Origin of the sequence: Nonomuraea sp. NPDC049158 (assembly GCF_040648335.1) — a bacterium.
GTDB lineage: Bacteria > Actinomycetota > Actinomycetes > Streptosporangiales > Streptosporangiaceae > Nonomuraea.
Genome location: NZ_JBEZDM010000040.1, coordinates 66834 through 89258, shown reverse-complemented (window position 1 = coordinate 89258; position 22425 = coordinate 66834). Strand labels below are relative to the sequence as shown.

General features: G+C 68.5%; 21 protein-coding genes. 8 read left to right on the top strand and 13 right to left on the bottom strand.

Annotated elements, in window-relative coordinates:
* The first annotated feature begins 29 nt into the window (after positions 1 to 29).
* The 3 genes from AB0B61_RS48325 (at position 30) to AB0B61_RS48315 (ending at position 1799) form a co-directional block, all read left to right on the top strand.
* Complete coding sequence (locus AB0B61_RS48325; RefSeq protein WP_358447647.1) at positions 30 to 1085, top strand: DUF6461 domain-containing protein; 1056 nt, start codon at positions 30 to 32, stop codon at positions 1083 to 1085.
* Between the two features lie 190 nt (positions 1086 to 1275).
* Entirely contained in the window at positions 1276 to 1542 is a 267-nt protein-coding gene (locus AB0B61_RS48320) for a type II toxin-antitoxin system prevent-host-death family antitoxin (RefSeq protein WP_090771165.1), read from the top strand.
* Positions 1539 to 1799: a Txe/YoeB family addiction module toxin gene (locus AB0B61_RS48315; RefSeq protein WP_358447646.1), complete on the top strand. Its 261-nt coding sequence runs from the start codon at positions 1539 to 1541 to the stop codon at positions 1797 to 1799. Before AB0B61_RS48320 ends, AB0B61_RS48315 begins: the two co-directional genes overlap by 4 nt.
* Positions 1800 to 1856: 57 nt before the next feature.
* On the opposite strand, the gene AB0B61_RS48310 is transcribed toward AB0B61_RS48315, so the two are convergent.
* From AB0B61_RS48310 to AB0B61_RS48290, 5 genes are all read right to left on the bottom strand, one after another.
* A complete protein-coding gene (locus AB0B61_RS48310) occupies positions 1857 to 2828 on the bottom strand; it encodes a hypothetical protein (RefSeq protein WP_358447644.1) in 972 nt (323 codons plus the stop codon).
* 42 nt (positions 2829 to 2870) lie between these two features.
* Positions 2871 to 3749 carry a bile acid:sodium symporter gene (locus tag AB0B61_RS48305; protein WP_358447642.1) on the bottom strand — a complete coding sequence of 293 codons (879 nt, stop codon included), beginning with the start codon at positions 3747 to 3749 and terminating at the stop codon, positions 2871 to 2873.
* Positions 3750 to 3799: 50 nt separating this feature from the next.
* Positions 3800 to 5113, bottom strand: a complete 1314-nt coding sequence (locus AB0B61_RS48300; protein WP_358447641.1) for a Dyp-type peroxidase — start codon at positions 5111 to 5113, stop codon at positions 3800 to 3802.
* Between the two features lie 21 nt (positions 5114 to 5134).
* Positions 5135 to 6151, bottom strand: a complete 1017-nt coding sequence (locus AB0B61_RS48295) for a hypothetical protein (protein WP_358447639.1) — start codon at positions 6149 to 6151, stop codon at positions 5135 to 5137.
* Positions 6152 to 6212: 61 nt separating this feature from the next.
* Positions 6213 to 6746, bottom strand: a complete 534-nt coding sequence (locus AB0B61_RS48290) for a hypothetical protein (protein ID WP_358447637.1) — start codon at positions 6744 to 6746, stop codon at positions 6213 to 6215.
* A gap of 183 nt (positions 6747 to 6929) precedes the next feature.
* On the opposite strand from AB0B61_RS48290, the gene AB0B61_RS48285 reads away from it, so the two are divergent.
* On the top strand, positions 6930 to 10049 hold the full coding sequence (locus AB0B61_RS48285) for a BTAD domain-containing putative transcriptional regulator (RefSeq protein WP_358447635.1): 3120 nt from the start codon (positions 6930 to 6932) through the stop codon (positions 10047 to 10049).
* Between the two features lies 1 nt (position 10050).
* Here the strand turns inward: AB0B61_RS48285 and AB0B61_RS48280 are convergent, their stop codons facing one another.
* From AB0B61_RS48280 to AB0B61_RS48265, 4 genes are all read right to left on the bottom strand, one after another.
* Positions 10051 to 11049, bottom strand: a complete 999-nt coding sequence (locus tag AB0B61_RS48280) for a hypothetical protein (RefSeq protein ID WP_358447633.1) — start codon at positions 11047 to 11049, stop codon at positions 10051 to 10053.
* Positions 11046 to 12539, bottom strand: a complete 1494-nt coding sequence (locus AB0B61_RS48275) for an AMP-binding protein (RefSeq protein WP_358447631.1) — start codon at positions 12537 to 12539, stop codon at positions 11046 to 11048. The genes AB0B61_RS48280 and AB0B61_RS48275 overlap by 4 nt, the downstream gene beginning before the upstream one ends.
* Before the next feature lie 253 nt (positions 12540 to 12792).
* Positions 12793 to 13983 (bottom strand): serine hydrolase domain-containing protein, encoded by a 1191-nt coding sequence (locus tag AB0B61_RS48270; protein WP_358447630.1) that lies wholly within the window; start codon positions 13981 to 13983, stop codon positions 12793 to 12795.
* A gap of 40 nt (positions 13984 to 14023) precedes the next feature.
* Positions 14024 to 14401, bottom strand: coding sequence for a hypothetical protein (locus tag AB0B61_RS48265; protein WP_358447628.1), 378 nt, complete (start codon positions 14399 to 14401; stop codon positions 14024 to 14026).
* 329 nt (positions 14402 to 14730) lie between these two features.
* On the opposite strand from AB0B61_RS48265, the gene AB0B61_RS48260 reads away from it, so the two are divergent.
* Complete coding sequence (locus AB0B61_RS48260) at positions 14731 to 15513, top strand: hypothetical protein (RefSeq protein WP_358447626.1); 783 nt, start codon at positions 14731 to 14733, stop codon at positions 15511 to 15513.
* Between the two features lie 51 nt (positions 15514 to 15564).
* Here the strand turns inward: AB0B61_RS48260 and AB0B61_RS48255 are convergent, their stop codons facing one another.
* On the bottom strand, positions 15565 to 16578 hold the full coding sequence (locus AB0B61_RS48255; RefSeq protein WP_358447624.1) for a hypothetical protein: 1014 nt from the start codon (positions 16576 to 16578) through the stop codon (positions 15565 to 15567).
* Between the two features lie 149 nt (positions 16579 to 16727).
* Here AB0B61_RS48255 and AB0B61_RS48250 point away from each other — a divergent pair, with 149 nt between their 5' ends.
* Entirely contained in the window at positions 16728 to 17117 is a 390-nt protein-coding gene (locus AB0B61_RS48250; protein ID WP_358447660.1) for a TraR/DksA C4-type zinc finger protein, read from the top strand.
* A gap of 21 nt (positions 17118 to 17138) precedes the next feature.
* On the opposite strand, the gene AB0B61_RS48245 is transcribed toward AB0B61_RS48250, so the two are convergent.
* Positions 17139 to 18515 carry a hypothetical protein gene (locus tag AB0B61_RS48245; protein WP_358447622.1) on the bottom strand — a complete coding sequence of 459 codons (1377 nt, stop codon included), beginning with the start codon at positions 18513 to 18515 and terminating at the stop codon, positions 17139 to 17141.
* 115 nt (positions 18516 to 18630) lie between these two features.
* Here AB0B61_RS48245 and AB0B61_RS48240 point away from each other — a divergent pair, with 115 nt between their 5' ends.
* Both AB0B61_RS48240 and AB0B61_RS48235 read left to right on the top strand, forming a co-directional pair.
* Positions 18631 to 19134, top strand: a complete 504-nt coding sequence (locus tag AB0B61_RS48240) for a hypothetical protein (RefSeq protein ID WP_358447620.1) — start codon at positions 18631 to 18633, stop codon at positions 19132 to 19134.
* A 14-nt stretch (positions 19135 to 19148) separates the two neighbouring features.
* The gene (locus tag AB0B61_RS48235) at positions 19149 to 19787 is read left to right on the top strand and encodes a hypothetical protein (protein WP_358447619.1); all 639 of its coding nucleotides are present in this window, start codon (positions 19149 to 19151) and stop codon (positions 19785 to 19787) included.
* A 12-nt stretch (positions 19788 to 19799) separates the two neighbouring features.
* On the opposite strand, the gene AB0B61_RS48230 is transcribed toward AB0B61_RS48235, so the two are convergent.
* Both AB0B61_RS48230 and AB0B61_RS48225 read right to left on the bottom strand, forming a co-directional pair.
* Entirely contained in the window at positions 19800 to 20129 is a 330-nt protein-coding gene (locus AB0B61_RS48230) for an NAD(P)H-dependent oxidoreductase (RefSeq protein ID WP_358447617.1), read from the bottom strand.
* 95 nt (positions 20130 to 20224) lie between these two features.
* Positions 20225 to 22264, bottom strand: a complete 2040-nt coding sequence (locus tag AB0B61_RS48225; RefSeq protein ID WP_358447615.1) for a cellulose binding domain-containing protein — start codon at positions 22262 to 22264, stop codon at positions 20225 to 20227.
* Positions 22265 to 22425: the final 161 nt, after the last annotated feature.

Sequence of the window (22425 nt, the reverse complement as noted above, 5' to 3'; positions counted from 1 at the left end):
GGGCCCTTTCTCTTTGCCGGGAGACGACATTGGACTCCGATGCGCTGACGCACTATCGCAAGCTGCTGGAGGAGCACCTGGACGTGCCGTTGTGCGTCACGTGGATCGAGTGCATGCCGGCCACTGAGGCGCTCGTCGCGGCGGGAGGGCAGGAGGACAGCTCGGGCAGGCGCACTTTCGCGCAGACCGTAGAGGCGGCCTATGACGTGCTTCCCGCTCGGGCCGGCGCGGCGATGGCCGGAAGCCTGGGGTCCTGGACCGTCCTGGTCGAGCCCAATGGCTTTCAAGGGACGCGTCCAGAGGTTCTGGCCCGGTTGGCGCGGCAAGGGCGGGCGCTCAGCGTGTTCTGGAACGCCAACGGGGACGGGCAACTCGCCTATGCCGAGCACGGTCGCGTCCTCGTCACGGCGGATCTGTTCGACCTCGAAGAGCTGGAAGACCTCGAAGACCTGCCCGACGCGCTGTCGGCCTGGCCCGAGCTGGCGGAACAGGACGATCTCCGCAGCGCGGCCCTGATCTTGGGCGAGATGCTCGCCGGCGGGCGTCTGGAGGCGGAGTGGCTGGCCGCGGAGCACCAGAGCGCCGTTCTGGACACGTACGCGGAACCGGCCGGAGCGGTTCTGCCCGGCCAGGACGAGCGCGACCATCTCGCTTATCTCGCCGGCGACCCGCGCGTGGCCGACCTCATCGCCGCCCCCGGCCCCGGCCGCGCGCGTGAGATCGCCGCGCTGGTGGCGGAGACCGCGTGCGAGCTGAGTGGCCTGCACGTGCCGGTGGCCGACCGTGTTGTGGCCGCTCTGGCGGGGGCGCCGAGCCCGGCCGTTCTCGCCGAGCTCCGCGCCGAAGTACGTCTTCTCAGCCAGGAACTGCTGGCCCAGAGGCCGCCGGCCGATGCTCCCGCTGAGACCGTGGAACGCTGGCGCGTGCGATACCAGGCGTTGAGCGTCCTTGAGGCCGCGGTCGGTGAGGACGCCCTGGCCGCGGCCCGGGATGCGATCTGGCGGATCGGCATGCTTCGACTGGGCGACCGGGGGGGCCGCCGGGTGGGCGCGCTCATGGCAGTGCTGGAACAGCTTCAGAAGTAGGGCCGGGATCGCGTCCCCGCGCCTGAGACCTCGCTTCGGAGGACCGCCGTCGGGCTGTGTTCGGGGGTCACGTCCAGCGAAGTGATGTATGAGCCGGCCTTCGCGTGCTTTTAATTTTCACTGACAGCAATGTCGCCATATACGGATCCACCGCCGTACCTTGATGTACATCATCACGTACACTGATGGCATGAAGGTGATGACCATGTCCGAATCGCGGGCCAACTACGCCGCCACCCTCGACGCCGTCATCGACGACCAGGAAGAAGTCCTCATCACCCGTCCGGGCGGGGAAGGCGTCGTGATGGTGTCGCAGCGCGAATACGAATCGATGCGCGAGACGCTCTACCTCATGGCCTCTCCTGTCAACCGCAGGCGGCTGTCGGAGGCGGTCGCCCGTCTGGAGGCCGGAGGCGGCACCGTCCGCGAGCTGGCCGATGAGGACACCACCTCGTGAAGATCCTTTTCGACGAACTCGCCTGGGAGGACTACTGCTACTGGCAGCGAGAAGATCGACGCATCCTCAAAAGGATCAACCAGCTGATCGCTGACATGGTCCGGAACGAGAATGAAGGCATCGGCAAACCAGAGCCGCTGAAGTATGAATGGTCCGGTTACTGGTCCCGGCGCATCACCTCAGAGCACCGGCTCGTCTACCGCGTCAATGACGACACCATCATGATCGCCGCCTGTCGCTATCACTATGAGAAATAGCGTCCGTTCGCCAGCACCCCGCGTCGGTTTAGAGAATGCGTCCTCGGACGCTTCGCTTTACCGCGTCGGTGTGAAGGACGAGACGATCAGCCAGATGCCGGCGGCCGCGATCACAACTACGACAGCGAGGTTCTTCGTCCGTCCGCCAATCTTGCTTTGCACCAGGTGGATGGTCCCGGCCCAGGAGATCCTTACCGAAGGGCGCCAAGCGGCCGACGCGACGAGGGCGGCCGCGAGAAGCAGCGGCCACCGTATCGAATCGGTGAACAGTATCTCCAAGTCGCCGCTGTACGTCGCGACGTCGAGCAGTGGGAAGAGGAGAAGAGCCGCCGCGGCTGCGGTGCTGGCCACGCGTCCCCATCGGGTGGAAACGGTGGCTGTCGCGGTCGCCGCCAAAGCGACGAGAACGACCGGCAAGCCGATCCTGTCGGCCTTGCCGGACCACCACGCGAGGCCGTCCCAGGGCGACTCCGGAATCGCGAGGTAGATGATGCCAAGCCCCCGCATGTCGTATGTGGCCATGTAGCGGTGGAACATCGCCGTCCACGCCGCCGCGCCGACGGCGCCCGCCCACAGGATGACCCCGTGCTGTCTCCGGGGCAGAGGCGACCGGGCCGCCAGGAGCAGCGCCCAAGCGGCCACCGGATAACAGACGATCAAGGGCCAGGGCAGTACGACCGCGCGTTCCTGCCCGGTGCACGGGTCGGGGCCCGGCAGCAGAAGCGCGGTGACGAGCCCGAACGCGAGCACGGTGCCGACCGCGGCGACAGCGGTGAGCGCGGCCCGGCGTGACCCGCGCAGGAGAAGGCCGACCACGACGACCGGCAGCAGGAGGACACCCCAGAACAGCAATTCTCCCGGCACGTACTCCAGCGCGTATGGACCTTCCAGCGGAAGGGGAGCCGAGCCCGTCGCGGAACAGAACCAGCCCACGCTCTGCCTGCCGACCCCGAAGGCCGTCAGGATCACCGGGCCGGACGCGGACAGGGCCGCACTTAATCGCAGCACCGCCGCCGTGGGTTCCCGCATCACGGCACCTCCGAAAGTGAGAAACTCGGGTCAGGGTAGCGGCTAGCGATCTTCATGTGGAGGTCGCGCCCGGCGACGGCTCAGCACCGCCGCGATGGGGACCGCCGCCGCCAGGCCGCTCAGCAGTACGGCGGCCAGCGCTCCCAGGATGGACGGCGCGTTGTCGAAGGCGAGGCCGACGGCGGCGAGCGCCGGGCCCGCGTTGCGTACCGCCGCGACTCCGCCCATCGTGGTGCGGCGGGCCGGTGGTCCGGTGGCCAGGGCCGTGCCGAGGGCGAAGGCGAGGGCGGAGAAGACGAAGCCCGCGAGCAGGCTGAGTGAGCCGATCAGCGCGACGACGTCACGCCAGTTGCCCACGAGCATGCCTGCCAGCACGATGAGGAACGTCACGTTCGACGTCTTGACGGTTGCCGGCTGCCATGCCAGCGCCGTGGCCGGAGCGTAGTGCCGCACGATCAGGCCGACGGCGAACGGCACGAGCTGGAGGACCACGACGGTCAGCATCAGCACCGGGACGTCGAGTGCGACGCCGCCGCCCACGTCGGCCGCCTGGAGGAGGAGGTTCGCGGTGGGCCCGAAGGTGATGCTGCCGATGGCGGCCAGCAGGACCTGCATCGCCGCCCCCGCGACCACGTCCCCGTTCTGCACCATGCCGAGTTTCGCGCCGAACGGGCCGCCAGGGGAGGAGGCGGTCAGGAGCAGCGCGATGTACGCCGCCGTAGGTAGGCCGAACAGGGCGGCGACGCCCCAGCCGAGGAGCGGGATGGCGACCAGGTTGGCCACCAGCGCCAGGACGAGCAGCAGGACGTTCGCGAAGACGGCGCGCAGGGCCGGCAGCGTCGCGCCGAGACCGGCGGCGAACATGGTCGCCGCGATGAAGACGACCGTGATGGCGTTGAACAGCAGATGCAGCGTGTTCATAAAGGCTCCCGGTCGGTCATGACGGAGCGGCGTCAGCGGCGTCAGCGGCGTCAGCCGGTCAGGTCGCCCAGCCAGCGCAGTGCGGTCAGTCCTGGCATGAAGCAGTATTCGCCGCCGCGCGTGACGACGAATTGGGGTAGGGAGATCAGGCGTCGCCGTACGGGACGCCGGGGGATGGTGAAGTCCCCTGAGCCGACGATGGGGTCCTTGGCGTCGCCCGCGCCGAAGAAGACGCCGTCGTTCATCCATTGAGACTGGACGAACTCGAACTGCCGCCCCAGATGCGCGCCCACGAAGGCGAACATCAGCCCCCGGTCGGCCCCGTCGTCTTCCAGGACTCCGTCGGGCAGCGGCGGGCCGTACGCCGTGCCTCGCCTGATCATGCGGTGCAGCCGCGGCACTCCGGCGACCGCGGCATCACGAGGATGGCCCCGGCGGATGTGGCACCCGCCGGGGGTCGTGAACCCGGCGGCGTCGTCCCGCTCGAACAGGAACATGTTGTTGCGCATACGGTCCGCCCCGAGAGCGGGGTCGTCGTGCAAAGGGCTGAGCGCCAGCGGGGCGCCGCTGCGCCAGCGTCCCATGATCTTCGCGGCCAGCAACTCCTCGTCCACGGGGTCGGTGGCGTTGTCCTTCAGGTACCGCCGGAACAGGGCGACGCGCTGGTGGAGTTTGCGGAAGACCACGTAGGTGCCGTTGCGTCCGAGCACATCGGGCTGCGGCGTCTGGATGCCGCCGAGCTCGTCGCGGTAGCCGAGGACGAACTCCCCGGCCTTCAGCGGCGTCTCCAACGGGTTCGTACCGGCTATGCCACTGCCCTCGACGGCCGGATGGCTGATGCCGTCACGGTAGCCGAAGGGCTCGGTCTCGGTGGGCAGCGCGTGGCAGGTCTGGCGCCAGATCGCCGTCACGCCGGGCAGGGCCTCGTAGGCCGGCCGGGCGCGATCGATGGCGGCCTCCAGCAGCGCGCTGTTTGGCGCGAGTGCCACCAGCACCACGTGGACGTCAGGTGTGCCGAGTGGGGACTCCCAGTGCTCGGGGCCGCTCTCGCCGGTGTCGCCCAGCGCGTGGGCCCGTGCCGCCATGCCTTGCCGGAACTCCCAGGCGAAGGTGTCCAGCCATTCCGCCGGAACACCGAGCGCCTTGAGGCCGTGGTAGGTGAGCGCGACGCTGACCCAGGTCTCGCCGAGCGGGCTCACCGTGTCGGCGGCCGAGGTCACCACGGCGCCGGCTCGCCGCATCAGCTCCCGCCCCTGGTCGCGGTCGTCGATGCGGAACAGGATGTACGTCGCCGCGTACGGCGTCGGGCGAGGGCTGAGCACCCCGCGCTGGATGTCGTCGAGCTCCAGCTGGACGATGGTCACCTGGACCCGCCTCCCCGTGCGCTATTTCGCCGAGACGATGTTGTTCCAGAAGGCGCGCAGGCTCTCGTCGACGCCGAACAGCGAGCTGAAGATCGTGGTGTCGGCGAAGATCACGTCACCGGCCCGGTCACCGCCGGGCGGCATCCACAGGAACATGTTGAACTCGGTGTTGCCGGTCTCGGTGAACGGGTGCGGCCTGGACATGTCGATCGGCTGCCTGCCCAGTACGTGGATGACGTTCGGGTCGTCGGTGGTCACGGCGTAGTGCGGCAGGTGCATGTGGAAGTTGAAGCTGGACACGCCCTCCAGCCACCCCTTGGCGTCCAGGTCCCTGGCGATGGACAGTGGGGCGCTCTTGCGGCCTTCCGTCACCGCGGGACGCAGCCCGTAGCGGTTCTCCACGGGCACCCCCAGACCCGCCATGAGCGATCGGGTGTACCTTCCGAAGCGTTGCTGGCGGGGCACCAGCGCGTCGCCGTGATGGTGATACTCCACGTCGCGCACCGCCATGTCGTCCGACGCGCCGACGTCGTGATGCGGTCCCAGAGCCAGGCAGGTGCCCTCGCGGGTGAGGAACTCGCGTACCGCCTCGATCTCCGCGGGTGTGGCGTCCTGCCCGGTGATCATGTGGTCCAGCCCCCACACGAACAGGGTGTCGGTGTCCGCCAGCACCCGTTCGTCCAGCGGGGTGTGGAAACCCGCCTGATCGACGCGTTGGTACACAGGCACCGGATATCCAGTGGTCTCCTCGACGAACTGCTGAAAGGGCAGCCAGCCCCAGAAGAACAGCTCCAGCCCGCCCGCGATGCCCTGCTGGAACCGCAGCGGATCCGACCATTTCGGGTCCTCGTAGGCCGGCCACGTCACGCGCCGCACTTCGGTCATCGTGGAGAACCGGTTGTCCAGCTGGGTCACATCCCTGCCGGCCTCGGCGGGATAGCTCCACGCCACATAGATGCTCAGCCGGCGCCGACCGGGGCTGTAGGGGCGCGGCACATGGTTCTGGTTATAGGTGCGCGCGGTTCTGGACTCGCTCATCTCTTCTCCAGGAAGCTCTTCTCCAGGAAGCGCTGGTGGGCGTCACTGCGGCTGGTGGGTGTCACTGCAGCTGGTCGAGCATCTCCGACATCGCGCTCTTGATCCGCAGAGCCTTCTTGATCTCGTCGGCGGTGACGTACGGATACTCGCCGTACTCGATGAAGCTCGGGCAGTGGTGCTCACGGACGAATCTGACGAAGGCTTCGGGGTTGGTCTTCCAGTCCTCGGGAAAGCCCTCGAGGTTCTCGAAGACCGTGTTCACTCCCGCCCGGGTGAACAGGGCGATGGCGTCCTCGGTGTACTTGTCGAAGTCGGTGTCGAAGATGCCCTGGTACATGAAGCGCGTGTCGTCGTCGAAGAGCACCCAGCGCAGGTAGTGCAGCTTCAGGGGCGCGAGCAGGTCGGGGTCGGCTTCCAGCGCCTTGGCGAGGGTGTAGCCGTACTCGCGGATCGCGTCGGCGCGGCCGGGTTTGACCTTCGCGATGACGGTGAACCCGTAGCACGCCGGGGTCCGCGGGTAGACAGGGCCGTATTTACCCTGCTCCAGGTGGTCCGTCTCCTTCGGGATGACAGCCGCCTGCGGCCTGATCTCCATGCCGATCCCCTCCGTCGTTCTACTTCTGGGGGAAGGCTAAAACCGGCTGAATGTCGTAATTGTCGCATAATGCGGCTTTTCGAGCCAGTCTGGGCAGCGAGATCGTGCTTGATCCACATGGTATCAATGGACGATTCTTACGTTAGGGACCTCTCCTAGGTGTCGCTAGGGATTGGGCACTTCATGGTGTACCACTTCGCCGTTCTGGGCTCCGTTCAGGTCTACCCGGAAGGGACGCCGCAGACCCCGATCCATCTTCGTGGCAAGCCTCGGGCCGTACTGGCCACGCTGCTGCTCAACGCCAACACGGTGATCTCCCGGGACGCTCTGGTGGCCGCTCTGTGGGATGAGCCGCCGGCCACGGCGGTGGCCAACATCCAGACCCACGTATGGCAGCTACGCCGGGCGATCCCCGGCGGGGACCAGATCGTCAGGACCGAAGGGTCCGGCTACCTGCTGTCCGTCGAGCGCGATCAGCTCGACGCGCTGATCTTCAGTGACGCGGCGCGCGAAGGGCGGCTGGCCGTCCAGCGGGGTGAGCTGGCCGTCGCCGAGAGGGCCTTCGGGCGGGCGGTGGCGCTCTGGCGGGGCCGGCCCGCCGAGGACCTCGTGCTCGGTGACATGGTGGCGCCCCGGATCGCCGAGCTGGAGGAGGAGCTGTACCAGGCGCGTTCCGACTGGATCGACGTCCGGCTGGCCCTCGGGCAGCATGACCAGCTGATCGGTGAGCTGCGGAAGATCGCGGACGCGCAGCCGCTGCGCGAGCGTTTCTGGGGCCAGCTCATGCTCGCCCTGCACCGGGCCGGGCGGCGGGGCGAGGCGCTGGAGGCCTACCGGCGCGTACGGACGCTCCTGGTGGAGGAGCTGGGCGTCGAGCCGGGCGCCGAGTTGCGCCGGCTCCACGCGAGCCTCTTGGAGGACCATGGGGCACCGGCTGTACCCATCTTGGGGACAAAAGTCTCAGGGACAGAAGTCTCAGGGACGAAAGCGGTGCCCGACTCCACGACGTGGCACCACATCTGCCAGCTACCTGCGGACCTCGCTGATTTCGTGGGCAGGAGCGCAGAGTTGAAAACGATTACCTCGATTGTGCGCGGCAGAGACCCGGCGGCCTCCGCACCCATGATCGTGACTCTGTCGGGCGCCCCCGGACTCGGCAAGAGCACCCTCGCGATCCACCTCGCGCATCTGCTCCGACCCGCCTTCCCCGACGGCCAGCTGTACGTACGCCTCGGCGCGGCCTCGCCCGCTCCGCGCGATCCCTGGCGCATCCTCGGGGAGCTGCTGAGAGCGCTCGGAGTGGACGGAAGCGCGCTCCCCGACACGCTCGAAGAGCGCGCCACCCTGTACCGGTCCCGCCTCGCCGACCGCGAGATCCTCATCATCCTCGACGACGCGGCGGATGAGGCGCAGGTGTCGCCCCTGCTGCCGGGTACGGCGCGGGGCGCGGTCCTGGTGACCTCCCGCGCGCAGCTCGCCCTTCCCGGCGCCCAGGCGATCTCTCTGGACGTACCCGGCGAGGACGAAGCGGTGGAGATGCTCGAACGTACGGCCGGACCGGCCCGCGTGCGCGCGGAGCCGCAGGCGGCGGCCTCGATTCTGAGCGCCTGCGGACGCCTGCCGCTGGCGATCCGCATCGCGGGGGCGAGGTTGTCGGCCCGGCCCGCCTGGCCGCTGGCCGACTTCGCGGCCCGTCTGGAGGACACTCGGCGGCGCCTCGACGAGCTGGCTCTGGGTCAGCAGACCGTTCGCGCCAACTTCGCCGTGAGTTATGACGCTCTCACCGCCGTGGCGCGGCGGACGTTCCGGCTGCTCGGCCTGTGCGGGCTGGAAAGCGTGCCCGAGTGGGCGGCGGCGGCGCTGCTCGGGGAGTCCCGAGATGTGGCGGATCGCGCCCTGGAAGCCCTGGTGGTCGCCGGTCTGGTGAACGGGCCCGAACCCTGCGCCGCAGGTGGGCTGCGATACCGGCTGCACGATCTGTTACGGGCGTTCGCGCGGGAACAGGCCGAGGCGGAGGACAGCGAGACGCAGCGGCGCGCGGCCCTGCTCCGGCTCATCCGGGAGAGCCTCGACCGGGTGACGGCGGCCGTCGGCGACCTCCCCCTGCCCTGCGCGCCCACGCCGAGCGCCGGTGAGTCCCGCCCGGCGACGGGGGAGTGCGACTCCGGGTGGCTGATGGAGGAGCGCGGGAACATGGTGGCGGTGGTCGAGCTCGCCGCCGCGCTGGACCGACCCGCCCTCGCGTGTGAGCTGGCCTACTATCTGACGGCCTACCTGCGGATCCACGGCTTCTTCGACCAGGCCACCCGGGTGCACGACGCCGTCATCGCCGTCGCGACCCGGCTGGAGCTCACCCCCGCGATCTTGACCACCCGGCTGCTGCGGGCGGATCTCATGGTGGAGCGGGGGATGTTCGGCGAGGCGCTGCGGGAGTTCCAGTCATTGCTCGAGCCGTTCGAGCGCATGGGCGACCGGCACTCCACCGCGTACGCGCTCAGTGGCCTTGGCATCTGCCGGCATGTGTTCGCGGACTTCGAGGAGGCTCTGGACCGCACCACGCGCGCGGTCGACCTGTTCGAGGAGCTGGCCGATCACGACGGGTTGCTCAGCGCGTTGATCCACCTGGCCTCGATCCACCTTGAGCTCGGCCACCACGACCAGGCCGCCGAGGTCTGCCGCCGTGGGCTGGAGCTGGCGTGCGGAGCGCGCACCGCGTACCCCCGGGCGATCCTGCTTCGGGCCCTGGGCATCACCCACTACAGCAAGGGTGAGGTGACGGAGGCGATCCGGCGCTATGAGGAGAGCCTTGAGCTCAGCCGCCGGCACGGCTATCCGATCATCACCACCTTGACGGAGCGGCGGCTGGGGGAGGCTCTGGGCGCGGTGGGCCGGTTCGACGAGGCGGTGCGGACGCTCACGCACTGCGGGCGCAGCTTCGCGCGCTTCGGCGATACCTACGGTGAGACGCTCACGGCTTACGCGCTCGGGGAGGTCGCCTTCCGGCGTCGCCAACCCCGAGAGGCGCTACGGCACCTGACGCACGCGCTTGACGTGCTGGGAGTCCGGGAGATGCCGCTCTGGCGGGCCCGAGTCCTGCGCGAGATCGGCAGGGTCCATGCCGATCTCGGCGACCCGGACGCCGCCGTGGCCGTCTGGAGCGAGGCGCTGGCCATCTTCCACAGCGTCGACTCCGGGGAAGCGGCGGAGGTGAGCGCCTTCCTCGCCACCCTGCGCGCCCCCTCGCCAGGCCCCCGCCGGGTGACTCAGCCGCCGGTTCCCCGTACGACCGGCACGGTCGGGTGACTCAGCGGCCTGTTCCCCGTACGACCGGCACGGCTGTGACGCCTGCCTGCCGCGCCGCCCGCCGGGCCGTACCCGGCGCGCTCCCTGTCGCGACGACGGCTCCTTCGTGCAGCGCGACCCAGGACCGTGCGTCGGCGGGAAGATCCTCCAGCGCCTGGGCGAGCTCGACTCGCCCAGGTCCGGCGCGCAGCGCGCGAGCCCGCTCGCGGCGTCGCCAGAACAGGTGCTGTCCCACGATCAGCGGCCCCAGCGGCAGGAGCAGCGGTACGAACTCCAGGTCGGTGAGCAGGACGGCGAGCGTCAGGCCCAGCAGCAACGTCCCCTCGACCACGGCGGCCCACCAGCCGGCGGTCCTGCCGTACGCCTTGGCCGCCACCAGCGGCCACACGGCCAGCATCAGGCAGTCGCCGAGACCGGCCAGGCTCGACACCGGCCCGTAGCCCGTGGCGAGTATCGGGGCGAACGGCAACCCTTCGACCCGGGACACGAAATCAGCCGTCAGCGAGCTCACCCCCGTGGCGAGGGCGTCATAGACGGTCAGCGCACCGGCCAGCCCCGCCACGTGGGCGGCCCGCATCCCCGTCTGCGCCCACATGTTGGCGACCCCGACCGTGAGGAGGATCATCGTGAGGTCGTTGACGACGAGCACCGCCGTCGGCCATTGCGCGAAGTACGCGGCCACGTCCGCCGCGCACAGCAGGGCGGCCGCCAGCGCGGCGTTCCGGCCGCCCAGGACCGGCGACAGGACGAGTTGCGACACGGTGAAGACGACCACACCGAAGATCGTGACGATGACTCCGGTCGGCATGTGCATGTAGGCGAACGGCATGGCGACGAGCGCCACGACCATGATCCAGATGTCGGTCCAGACGAACCTGCCGACCGGCGGGCGCGGCATCGTCGCCCTGGCGAAGTAGAGCGCGGCGACACCCATGGTCAGCAGGATGAGCAGGTAGAGGACCAGACCGCGCAGGACCGCCTCGGTCATCAGGGCGCTCATCGGACTCCCATCTCGGCGACCGCCTCCGCGGCCGCCCGCAGGGCCGACTTGCCCGTACGGGCGGACTCGGTGGCCGTGAAGTGCTCGAACGTGTGCTCCCGCAGGTCCGCGCGGACCCGGCAGAGGCCGGGAAGCGCGGCCGGATCATCGACGAGCTCGATGCCCCGCAAGGGAAGCTTCAGGTCGGCCGCGCGCTCCTCCAGCCGGGACACCAGCGCGCGGCTCGCGTTGCCGGTCACGGCGTGCAACACCGGTCCCGACCGGGTCTCCTCCAGCACGTATCGCGTCGGGAGCGGGATCTCGCGCTCCGCTTGGAGGAGGTCCAGCACGTCGCGCGTGGTGACGGACGAGGGTGACAGCCGGCCGAGGACCCGCGAGGTCGCCGGTACGGCGGCCAGTTCGCAGGCCGGCTGCTCGCTCTCGGGCAGCACTTTGACGATGTCGCCGGTGACATAACGGAGCAGCAGGGTCGTGTCGCGGTACGTGGTGTACGGCGTCACCACCAGCACCCCGTGCGCCCCTGGAGCCGCCGGCTGGAAGGTCTCGGGGTCGAGGACCTCGACGTGCCCCTGGTCGGTGGGGAGATGCAGGTGTCCCTGCCCGCAGACCTGGCCGCCCACAGGGGCGATCTCCGTCATCGAGTAGCTGTCCAGGACACGCGCCCCGAACATGGCCTCCGCCCGCTCCTTCAGCGCGTCGGTGAGGACCTCGCCACCGGAGTGGATCTCTTCGAGGCCGAAGTCCTTCGCGTCCCAGCCGCCCCGCTCGGCCTCCTGGACCAGTGCCGCGAGGTACGAGGCCGTCGTGTTGAGGTGGGTCATCTGTGGCCGCTTGCCCGGGACGTGCAGCGGGACCGCCAACCGGTCCAGCGTGGCGCGGGGGTCCACGAGACCTACGTGGACGAAGGCCGCCCCGGTCATGGTCGCCGCCCGCTCGATGAGGATCTGGGCGATGGACCGCGAGGTGATGCAATTGGCCCAGACATGCTCGGAGCGGAGTCCACCGGCGAGCATCAGCGCCAAGGCCGACATGCCCGACATCAGGTCGATCTCGTAGCGGGAGAACCAGACCATGGTCGGCACACCGGTCGTGCCCGTGGTCTGGGCGAGTACGGCCGGGCGGGCCCCGTCGGCGACGAACGCGGCCGGCAGGTCACGCAGCGCGGCCTTCGTCGTCGGCTCGATCGACGCCAGGGACTCCAGGGTGATGGATCCCGGGTCTATACCGTGCTGCTCGAACCACCGCCGGTAGTAGGGGGTGTCGCGGGCGGTCAACCGTACCGTCCGCCGGAGCCGGCGCGAGGCGAGGTCGCGCTGCATCTCAGGGTCGGGCGCGGTCAGCATCTCGCCCGCGCCTTCACCGGGGGAGCCGAACTCCTCCAAGGTCGCGCGGAGGTCTTCGACCAGCGCGGTCACGTCCTTCACCCGGAACCGGCGGCCCGCCAGCATCGACCAGGCGTACCCCATCTGCCGGGCGGCTGTCCCGAACATCCTGTCCCATCCTTTGCGCGGTGGTCATGGAACACGACGGTCCCTGGGAGCGGCACGAAGCCGCTCCCAGGAGCCGTCAGGAGGGACCGAGCCTCAGCCGTTGAGGCTGAACACGGCGGTGGAGAGGGCGCTGACGACGTAGCGCGCGTAGAACCTGGCCGTCTTGACCATGACTTCTCCCTTCGTTCCTGCCCCGGTAAGGGCCAGGAACGACTGTCGTCGCGGGGCCTACAGGATCGCTACACCGCCACTATCAGCGCAGGTCAGCGGTCTCCATCGCGCGCTGGACCGCGTCCAGGAGGCTGGCTGCTCTGCGGTCTGGGGTTCCTTCCTGTACGTGGTTCATGACGTAGCCGAACGCGAGGCCGTTCGCCGGGTCGGCGAAGCCCAGCGATCCGCCCATGCCGGGAAACCCGAAGGCGGTCGGGCTGTACCAGAAGGCGTCGGGCGTCGGCAGGCCGAAACCGGTGCCGATCCGGACAGGCACGCGAAGGATGCGGTCGATACCACTGACCTGCTCCGCGGTCGCCGCCGCCAAGGTCTCGGGGGAGAGAATGCGCTGGCCGTCGACCTCGCCGATCAGCGCGGCGTAGAAGCGGGCCAGCGCGCGGGCCGTGCAGATGCCGTTGGTCGCGGGCATCTCGGCGGACTGCTCGTCGGGGTCGTTGTGGTCCAGCGCGGGCGTGATGATGGTCATCAGGGACCGCACGGTCAACGACGTCGGATCGGTATAGGCCGCCATCACCTCGCGCATGGGCTCGGGAAGGGCGTCCAGGTCGATCCGGGCCAGCGCGTCCAGGTCGAGCGGGGCGGCGATGATCCGGCTTACCCGATGCTGATCGGTTTCCGGCAGCCCGATCCACAGGTCCAGGCCGAGCGGTCCGGCGATCTCCTCGGCGAGGAACGTGCCGAGGCTGCGGCCGCTCACCCGGCGGACGACCTCGCCGACCAGCCAGCCGTAGGTGAGCCCGTGGTAGCCATGGTCGGTGCCCGGCTCCCAGGATGGGCGCTGGGCCGCCAGCGCGGTCACCATCGGGTCCCAGGCGATCGCTTCCGCCGGGGTGATCGGGTGGTCGATCGTGGGCAGTCCGGCCTGGTGGGTGAGCAGCCAGCGGACGGGGATGCGGTCTTTGCCGTTCGCCGCGAACTCCGGCCAGTAGTCGGCGACGGGTGCGTCGAGGTCCAGTTCGCCGCGCTGGGCCAGCAGGTGCGCGCAGGCGGCGGTGACGCCCTTGGTGGTGGAGTAGACGACCTGCAGGGTGTCGCGCTCCCAGGGGCGGCCGGTCTCGGGATCGGCGATTCCGCCCCACAGGTCGACGACTTTCCGGCCGTGCAGGTAGACGGCTACCGCGGCGCCCACTTCCTGGCCGCCGGCCAGATTGGCGGCGAAGGCCGTACGAACTCCGTCGAATCCTGGTGCGGTGCTCCCGCCGATTTCGGGCATGCGTCATCGCCTTCCGGTCTTGTGGTGTCGCCGGGAAGTGTTAGCCGCGCCACTTCTCGATGAGCCAGGCGCAGACTTCCGGCTCGGTCATCTCGGGAAACTCTTCGGTGAACGAGAGGAGAGCGCGCAGCGCCTCTCCCCGCTCCAGGCCGCGCGCCGCCGCGTGCCTGAGGTACTCCTGACGTGCGGCGGAAGGACGACCCCCGCCCGCGCCGCGGCCGGGCAGGCCGTCGCGCCACCGCATGATCTCGTCCAGTCGATCAGCCCGCCAGCCGGGCACTCCGTCGATCTCGACGTCGGGCTCGGGAAACGGGTGGCTTGAATCGCCCGGATAGCGGGAGCGCCATTTGTGCACCGCGTGCCGGCTCACCCCCAGCGCCTCGGCGATGCCGATACCGCCGAGGTAGTGCTCGGTCATGATGCATCAGCCTCTCTGCCGGAGACGACGATAGACCGGCGCGGGAAACATCGTCAACATCGGAGACGAAGTTTCCGCCCGCGACGGCGACGTCGGTCCCGGCGACTCTGGGGATAGATGGGAAAACCTTACGAAAACCAGGAAGAAGCGAGCGGGGCGGGCAGTCCGTGAAACGCGGGACTCCTTGATATTTTCGGCTTATATGGTGCCGAAGATCACGGAAATTCGTGATGGCAGTCTTCGGCCGCATATGGGGCATGACATTCGCGAGTCATTGGAACCGCTGTCATTGCCGTAGCCGGAAAAATCACACGTCAAGGAGGTCCATCATGGACTGGCTGAAGACCGCGCTATCTGTGGGTACGACCATCGGCAAGATCGCGGGAATGCTCCAGGGCGCCAATGGCACACTCGTTCACCTCGGCCCGAAGGGTTCCGGAGTGAATCCCGAGATCGGCCAGGCCATCTTCTTCGTGGGTGAAGACGGAAAATGTTACGCGGCCAATCAAGGGGACGTCCCGATGGGAATCCACTTCCCGGCCGGCCGGGGCGAGGTGCCAGCGGCCAACACTTATATGATCCCGAACCGCGGGCGGTTCAACATAACAGAGGCGTTCAATGTGTACGCCCAGGCGGAACAGGACCAGCTCATCATCACCCCTGTGGAGGTGATGTCCGCCCCAGGCGCACGTGCGAACACGCATGCCACCATCCAGGCGCAGGGGACCAACGTTCCCGCGGGTGTGACGGTCAAACTCGGCCCCTACATCGAAGTGACGGTGAACGCGTCGGACAGGACGATCCTGGTCACCGTCCTCGGCGGTCTGGCCCTGCTGGGGATCGTCCTGCTCAACATCAACGGAGCCGGTGACACCTTCGCCAATCTGGCCAACCTCGCCTTCCCCAGCGAGCATGACGGGGAGACGAAGAGCATGACCGTCCCGATCCCGGCCGGCGTCGAGGCGAGCCGGGGTCTGGAGTCCATCGACATCACCGTGGCGATCGAGGACCTGGAAACGCTCCTGGAGCGCTTCTCGCAGGAGCACGCCGGCCTGATGGAGCCGCTCTCCGAGAAGGACTGCCAGCGGATCGCCGCGTACACGGGCGCGTAACGGCGCCAACGTACGTGCCTGCGCCGACCGCGCAGGCACGTACACGTGGCTTCAGAAGCCGATGACGTTGCCTCCCAGCGATACCCACTCGGGCGACCAGGATCCGTCCGCCTCCTGCCACTTGTGCCACAGGGCGTAGTCGCCCAAGTAGAAGGCCTCCAGACGGCCGTCGTAGGTGGCGACCAGCTGCGGGTTGCTGTCCAGCACGCCATCGAGGCTGCTCCACGGCCCCCAGCCGCCGGTGGCGGTCTGGCAGATCTGCCAGGCGGCGGAGTCGGTGCCCCGGGTGAGGACGATGAGGCGGCGGTGCATGTCCTGGAAGACCGCCGGGGTGCCGGTGGTGCTCCCGCCCTCGAGCCACTGCCAATCGCCCCAGTCGCCGTTGGCCGTCATCTGTCCGATGCGCCACAGGGTGTCGTCGGCGTGGCGTACGAATACCTCCAGCCCCCCGTCGGCCCGCTGGAACACCGCCGGAGTGTCGACCAGGCTGCCGCCGAGGTCTTTCCAGTCGCCCCAGGCGCCGTAGCGGTTGGTCTGACAGATGTACTGCAAGGTGTCGTCGCCGCCTTGGACGAACGCGGCCAGCCGGCCGTCCGCGGTCTGGAACACCGCCGGCTCGCTGCGGAGTTCGCCGCCCAGGTCCTTCCACCCGCTCCATTCGCCGTACGGCATGGTCTGCCAGCAGTGTTGCAGGGTGCTGTCGGCTCCGCGCATGAACAGGGCCAGCCGCCCTTCGGCGTTCTGGAACACCGCGATCTCACCGCCCAGAGACTGGCCGCCGAGGTCGTTCCAACGGTCTTCCCAGTCGCCGTTGGGGCTCTCCTGCCGCTTGTTCTGAACACGGCCTTCGGTGTCCGGGGCGAACACCTCCAGGCACCCGTCGGCGTTCCGGAAGACGGTCGGAGGGGTGCCGAACGTGCCGCCGAGGCTGCGCCATTCGCCCCAGTCACCGTTGAGGGTGAGCTGCCAGACATGCTTCACCGTGCTGTCGGCGCCCCGGGCGAACGCCTCCAGGCGCCCATCGGCGTTACGCGCGACGCGGATGCTGGCGAGGGTGAGATCCATGAGCAAATACTCCCTACGCAGAGTGGTCGTTTGGTCGCAATAAGTCAACCACAGTGCATTTCGCGAGCCTAAGGCGGCACGATGGAGGCGCGGCGAAAGCCGCATGTGAGCCATCGCGCGTACGCTGGTAGGGAAGGTGAGGGACCGTGATGACCACACAACACCGGGACGCCGCGCTTTCCCCCTCAGAGCAGGCGACCATCCGACAACTGCTCGACGCCGACCGTCAAAGAACCGAAACCCGCATCGCCGTGCTGGGCCATGATCGGGACGAGATCGTCCAGTCGTCGGCGCAGTCGGCCCCCGATGACGAGCACGATCCTGAGGGGACGTCCACCGCCTTCGAGCGGGCCCACATTCAGGCCCTGCTCGACCAGGCCGAGACGCACCTCGTCGATCTGGACCTGGCCGTCGAGCGGCTGCGCGACGGCACGTACGGGATCTGCGCGAAATGCGGGCAACCCATCGCCATCGAGCGCCTGATGATCCTGCCGGCCGCCAGGACCTGCGTCAGCTGCGCCGCCCACCACCGCCGCTGACCAGCGCGTTCGCCTGATGGCTCACGTCTTGCGTCGCCAGAGTTTGCCCGTCGACAGGTCGAGGTAATAGACGCGTTCGCTGTAGTCGCCGCGGACCAGGAAAGCACCCTCCTTCGACCAGCCGAGGGCGACGTCAAGAGAGTCGTCGCCGGGGAACCTGAGAGCGACGCTGGCCAGCCGCTTGCCGGTCTCTGGGGCGAAGGTGTCGACCCGCGTCCCCTGATCGCCGATGACCACGAAGCGACTGCCGTCCACCCGGAGGTAGTAGCTGTCGTCGGGCCCGAGGGGAAGGGTCATCCGCGTCCGTCCGCGGTGATCGAGAACGAGCACCTGGGATCGCGTCGTCACCACGATCCCGCTCTCGTTGAGGTCATGGACCTGCCGGGCGCCGGGGAGTGACACCGTGGTCCAGGTCTTGGTGTCGGTGATCTGGGCGTCGTCCTTGGCAAGGGCGACGTACCTGCTCTGGCCGGCGAACGTCGCCGTGGGCACCGCCGTGTCCGGGAGGCCGGCGGTGAGGTAGTGAACGCCCTTGGCGTCCTGATACACCATGCGTCGATCGTGTCTGTCCAGGAAGACGACGGCCTTCTTGTCGGAGCTGCGCACGAACGGCGCCGCCTGGGGCGCGCCGCCTTTCCTGATGATGTACGGCGCGGCCTGCGGGAATGGCTGCTCGTTCACCAGCCACGTGCGGCAGGGGTCGTCCATTTGATCGGTCCATGGACAGGTGGGTCGCTTGTATTTACTCACCGTCGTGAACTCGGCCCGATAATCCCGGAACGACATGGGCGGTGTGTATTCGGGCAGTTCACCCTGTAGCGGGTGCCCAGGGGTGAGCAGCGTGGCCGAAAGCACGATCGCCGTTCCCGCCAGATAGAGGCTCCGCGTCGACCATTCGCGGATGGCCGGCTCGGTCCGGTCCGTCCCGTCGTTCGGTCTGGCACTCAGTTTTCCAGTGGTACGTGGTACGGCCGCCGCCACGATAATCACGATGGCGGCATGGGCCAGCCGCGCCGGAGTGATGTCCTGGCTCGCCAGCAGATAACCGCCCGCCACCACGGCGCCACTCAAACCGAGCAACCATGCCGTCCGATAGGTGTTCGCATCGTCTTGGGGAGGGAGCATGGGGGCCGGCAGTCGTACAGGGCGAAACACGGAAACAGCGCACCAGCCCAGCACCAGATAGAGCGGGTCATTGGTGAAACAGGCCAAGGGAACTGCCGGGACGAGGGCGATCAGCCGCCATCGGCGCAGGTCGGCGAAATGGTCGATGACCTGGCGGGCGTTGGCCGCCGTGACGGAGAGGCCCATCAGTGTGGCGAACCTGGTGAGCCGCTCCGATGTGACCGGTAAGGCCGCCACCAGCACGGTGACCACGGCGACTACCCAGGAGATCATCGGAGGTACCGTCACGAAGTGCCACCATATATGGTGCTATATCGTGAGTTCGGATGATATATGGCGGCAATTTGGCATCGCTACGTGGAGTGCTCAGCGTTCGCGATTATCGACTATGGCGGCCGGCGGCCTGACGCTGGTGATTGTCGCGGTGACCCTGTGGGTATCCGGGTCGATAACTCCGCGTGTGCAGTGGAGTCTCGAGGCTATTTTCCTCCACGCGGAGGTGGACCCGAATGGCGTCCTGTCGACCCCTGTGTATATCGAGCTGGAGAACGAGGGGCAAGCCTCGTTCGTTATCACCGGTATCTCGGCGGAAATACCTGGCCTCCGCCTGCTCCCTGCTGACCAGGCGAAAGGGGAGAGTTCCGTGGTCACCGTAGAGGGCGATAATCGGCAAAGCGTGGAGAGGCGCGTCGTCATCACTGACTGCGCGGCGGTGCCCCACGAGCCCCAGCCGATCCGCTTCACCTACCGAACCTGGCTGGGTCCGGGGTCGGTGGAGGTGATGGGTAACTCATGGGGGCTGCAAGGACTCACCGGAAGTGTCCTGGTCGCCTGGCAGAGAGGTCTCGCGGCCAAGGTCTGCAATGAGGCGGTGAGTCCAGATTGGCCCTGACAGGTAGCTCATTCGTGGACTACGGCCAGCCTGGGGGGTCGTGGGGCATTCCGCCTGCCGCGAAGATCGCCACCGGTTTCGTTTTCACGTTCGGTGCTCTCCGTTACAACGGGTTCGACCTGCTGTTCGACCCCGCCGGATGGGTGTTGTGCGCGTCCGGGCTGTCTCAGCTGCAGCGATCCCTCGACGACCCCTTCAGCCGGGCCCGGTCCACGACTGCCGTCATGGCCTGCGTCTCGTTCATCGCCATGATCGCCTCCGCTGAGTACTCGGGCCCTAGCCAGGGGATTTCCCCGATCACGATCACGCAACTGATCGGAATCGCCAACACACTCGGTGCCCTGATCGCGGTCTGGCTGATCGCCGAGGCCATCATCAGACGGATCCGTCCGTGCGGGGACATCTCCGGGGCCGCCCGCCTCGACGTGCTGCGCTGGGCCGTGGCCGTTCTGGGCGTGCTCGGCATGCTGGCCGGGTACGGCTACGCCGACCTGGGCCCTGTCACCGCCATCGCCTGGTTCGCGACGCTCGTGGCCCTGATCGTCGTGCTCTACCGCTCGGCGCATTCGCCGTACCTCTCCCCGACGTGGGAGGCCCCAGTCCGTGAGAGCGCGGGGACCGCCGATGAGGGTCGGCCCCCGGGCGCTGACTAGCGCGACAGGACCTCAGGCCGCCGCGCCCGTCTCCGACCTGGCCTCGCGCACTCCGCGCAACGCGCCGTCCCAGGCGGTCACCTGGTCGAGCATGCCGCGGACCGCGGCGTCGAGACCCTCGCCGGGGAAGGAGTGGTTGTACTCGGGGACAAGGAACACGAAGCCATCGAAGCCGTCTACCAGTGCGGACCAGTCGCGGGTGTGCGCGTGCTCGTACTGCTGGAGGCTCGGATTGCCGCCCTCGTCGAGGTTGCCGAGGCGGTGGTGCGCGAGGTCGATCAGCTCGTAGTCGGCGCCACCGGGCCTCCAGCTACCACGGACCGCCTTCTTCCCACCCCCCAAGGCCCCCACCCCCAAGGCCCCCAGCCGCCACGGACCGTCACAGGGATCGAGACGGTCGTGGGACGAACCACCGGGGACCTTGGGGGGTCACCGCCCTAGCGGGTGGTGCAGACGGTTCCGTTGAGGGTGAAGACGCCCGGCAGAACGTTCGGGCCGCTGTAGTTGCCGACGAAGCCGATCGCCGTCGATGCCCCAGCCGGTAGCGAGCCGTTTCCGGGTTCGTTGACCGCCTTGACGTCCGGCCCGTCCTGCGTCCAGGTGGCGTTCCAGCCGCTGCCCAGGCTCTGCCAGGTTCTGGGCCAGGTGAAGGCCAAGGTCCAGCCGTTGATCGGCGCGCCGTTGTTGGTGATGTCGATGGCACCGACGTACCCGCTGGCCCAGTCGGACTGGACGGTCAGCCGTACTGTGCAGGAGCTCGAAGCGGGGGTGCCGGTGGTGAAGGTCAGCGGCGGGGAGGCCCACGAGACGCCGCCGCCGGTGTCGCGGGCGATCACGTTGAGCGTGTAGCGGGTGCCCGGCCTGAGGTTGCTCACCGTGAGCGAGGTGCCGGTGGTCTCGCCGAGTTGCTCGCTGATGGCTCCGTTCTGGCGGTGGACCTCGTACTTGGCGATCGGTCGGGCGCCGGGGGAGGCGGCGGGCCAGGAGATCGTCGCGGTCCGGTCCGTCACGTCGGCGGCGGTCGGCTGCCCCGGCGTGCCTGGACGGCCGGTCTGGGGTGTGGAGGGGTGCAGCACGATGGTGGTCATCGAGAGCGGCGGCAGCGTCTGGCTGGTCGCGCTGCCCCCGGTCGAGCCGATGATGCTCGTGGCGCCGTTGGTGTGGGTCAGTACGGTCGGCGCCCCCGACGCCGGACTGAAGCCGGAGTAGCCGATGGTGACGGGGTATGACGTGTCGGACGACGTATTGATCAACAGCACGGCCAGGTCGCCGTCGGGGCGGCGGGCGGCGTGCGCGGTGACCTTCGCCTGGCCGGTCGCGGCCCGGATGAACTGGTCGCCGGGACGGGCGAACTTGCTCATCATCTGCAGCGCGTAGTAGGGCGCGAAGGGGGCGTTCAGCTGCGGCTCGCAGACGCTCCCGTCAGAGGTGCACGTAGCGCTGGACAACAGGCCGAAGTCACCGTAATCGGTCTGTCCTTCGACCTGCGAGACGGTGCCGATGCCGTTGTGGACGTTCCACCAGTCGACCGAGAACACGCCGTTCGCCAGGAGCGTCGCGTAGGCGTCGGCGGCGGCCAGCGCGCCGGGCTGGGTGGTGGTGCCGCCGCTGCTGGACCCCGTGTTGAACTCGGTCATGGCCATGCCGATCCGCTCAGAGCCGGGCCCGGCGTACTTCGCGATCTGCTGGCGGGTGAGTTGGATCATGTCGGGGACGTGGGCGGCCTTGTCGAGGGCGCCGGGGTACCAGTGCAGGATCACGAAGTCGATCTTCGGTCCGGCGATCGAGAGGACGACCTTGTTCCAGGTGCCGTCGTCGCCGTCGGCGACTATGCCATCGGGCCAGTTGGCGGCGGTGGTCAGCACCGCGCCGATCTTGATGGTGGGGTCGACCGCCTTCATGGCGTCCGCGTACGTCACGACATGGCGGGCGTACTCGGCCGGGCTCTTGTCGGCGTGATCGTCCGCCTCCCAGGCGGCGCCGTAGTGCCCGTTGCCATAGTTCTCGTTGCCGATCTCCCAGTATTTGATGCCGTAGCCCTTGGTGAGGTTGGCCTGACGTACCCAGGCCGCGGCCTCGTCGGCGGTGCCGGTGCCGTAGTTGGCGGTCACCATCGCCTGCGCCCCGGTGCGGCGCACACCACGCATGAAGGTGTCGAAGTCGGTGTTGGGCGCCACATAGCCGCCGGGAGCGGTGTGAGTGGCCCAGTGGTAGATGTCCGAGTAGGAGCCGCCGGGATAGCGCAGCAGCTTCACCCCGGCGTCCTTGAGCAGGTCGGCGGTCTCGTTGGTGCCCAGATTGGTGTCCCAGATGGCATGGTTGCTGCCGATGCCGGTCTCCGGGACGGTGGCAAGCGCGGCGCGGGCGTTGACGGTCACCGCGACCGGGGTGACCTCGTCGGCGTGCGCCGCGGGGACGTTCAGGGCGGTCAGCGTCAGCAGGACGGCGGCCGCGGCTCGTAATGAGAATCTCGGCATCGGTGCACCTCGCCATGGGTAGCGGCAATCACTCGACGCCCCCTCCTGCCAGGCGGCAACATGATCATGAGGTGTGACGTCAGGCCCGTCAACCGACGGTGAAACTTTCACGCCGACCGGCCGGCTCGAATCCGGCCGCCTCCGCATGCTGACCGCCCCCG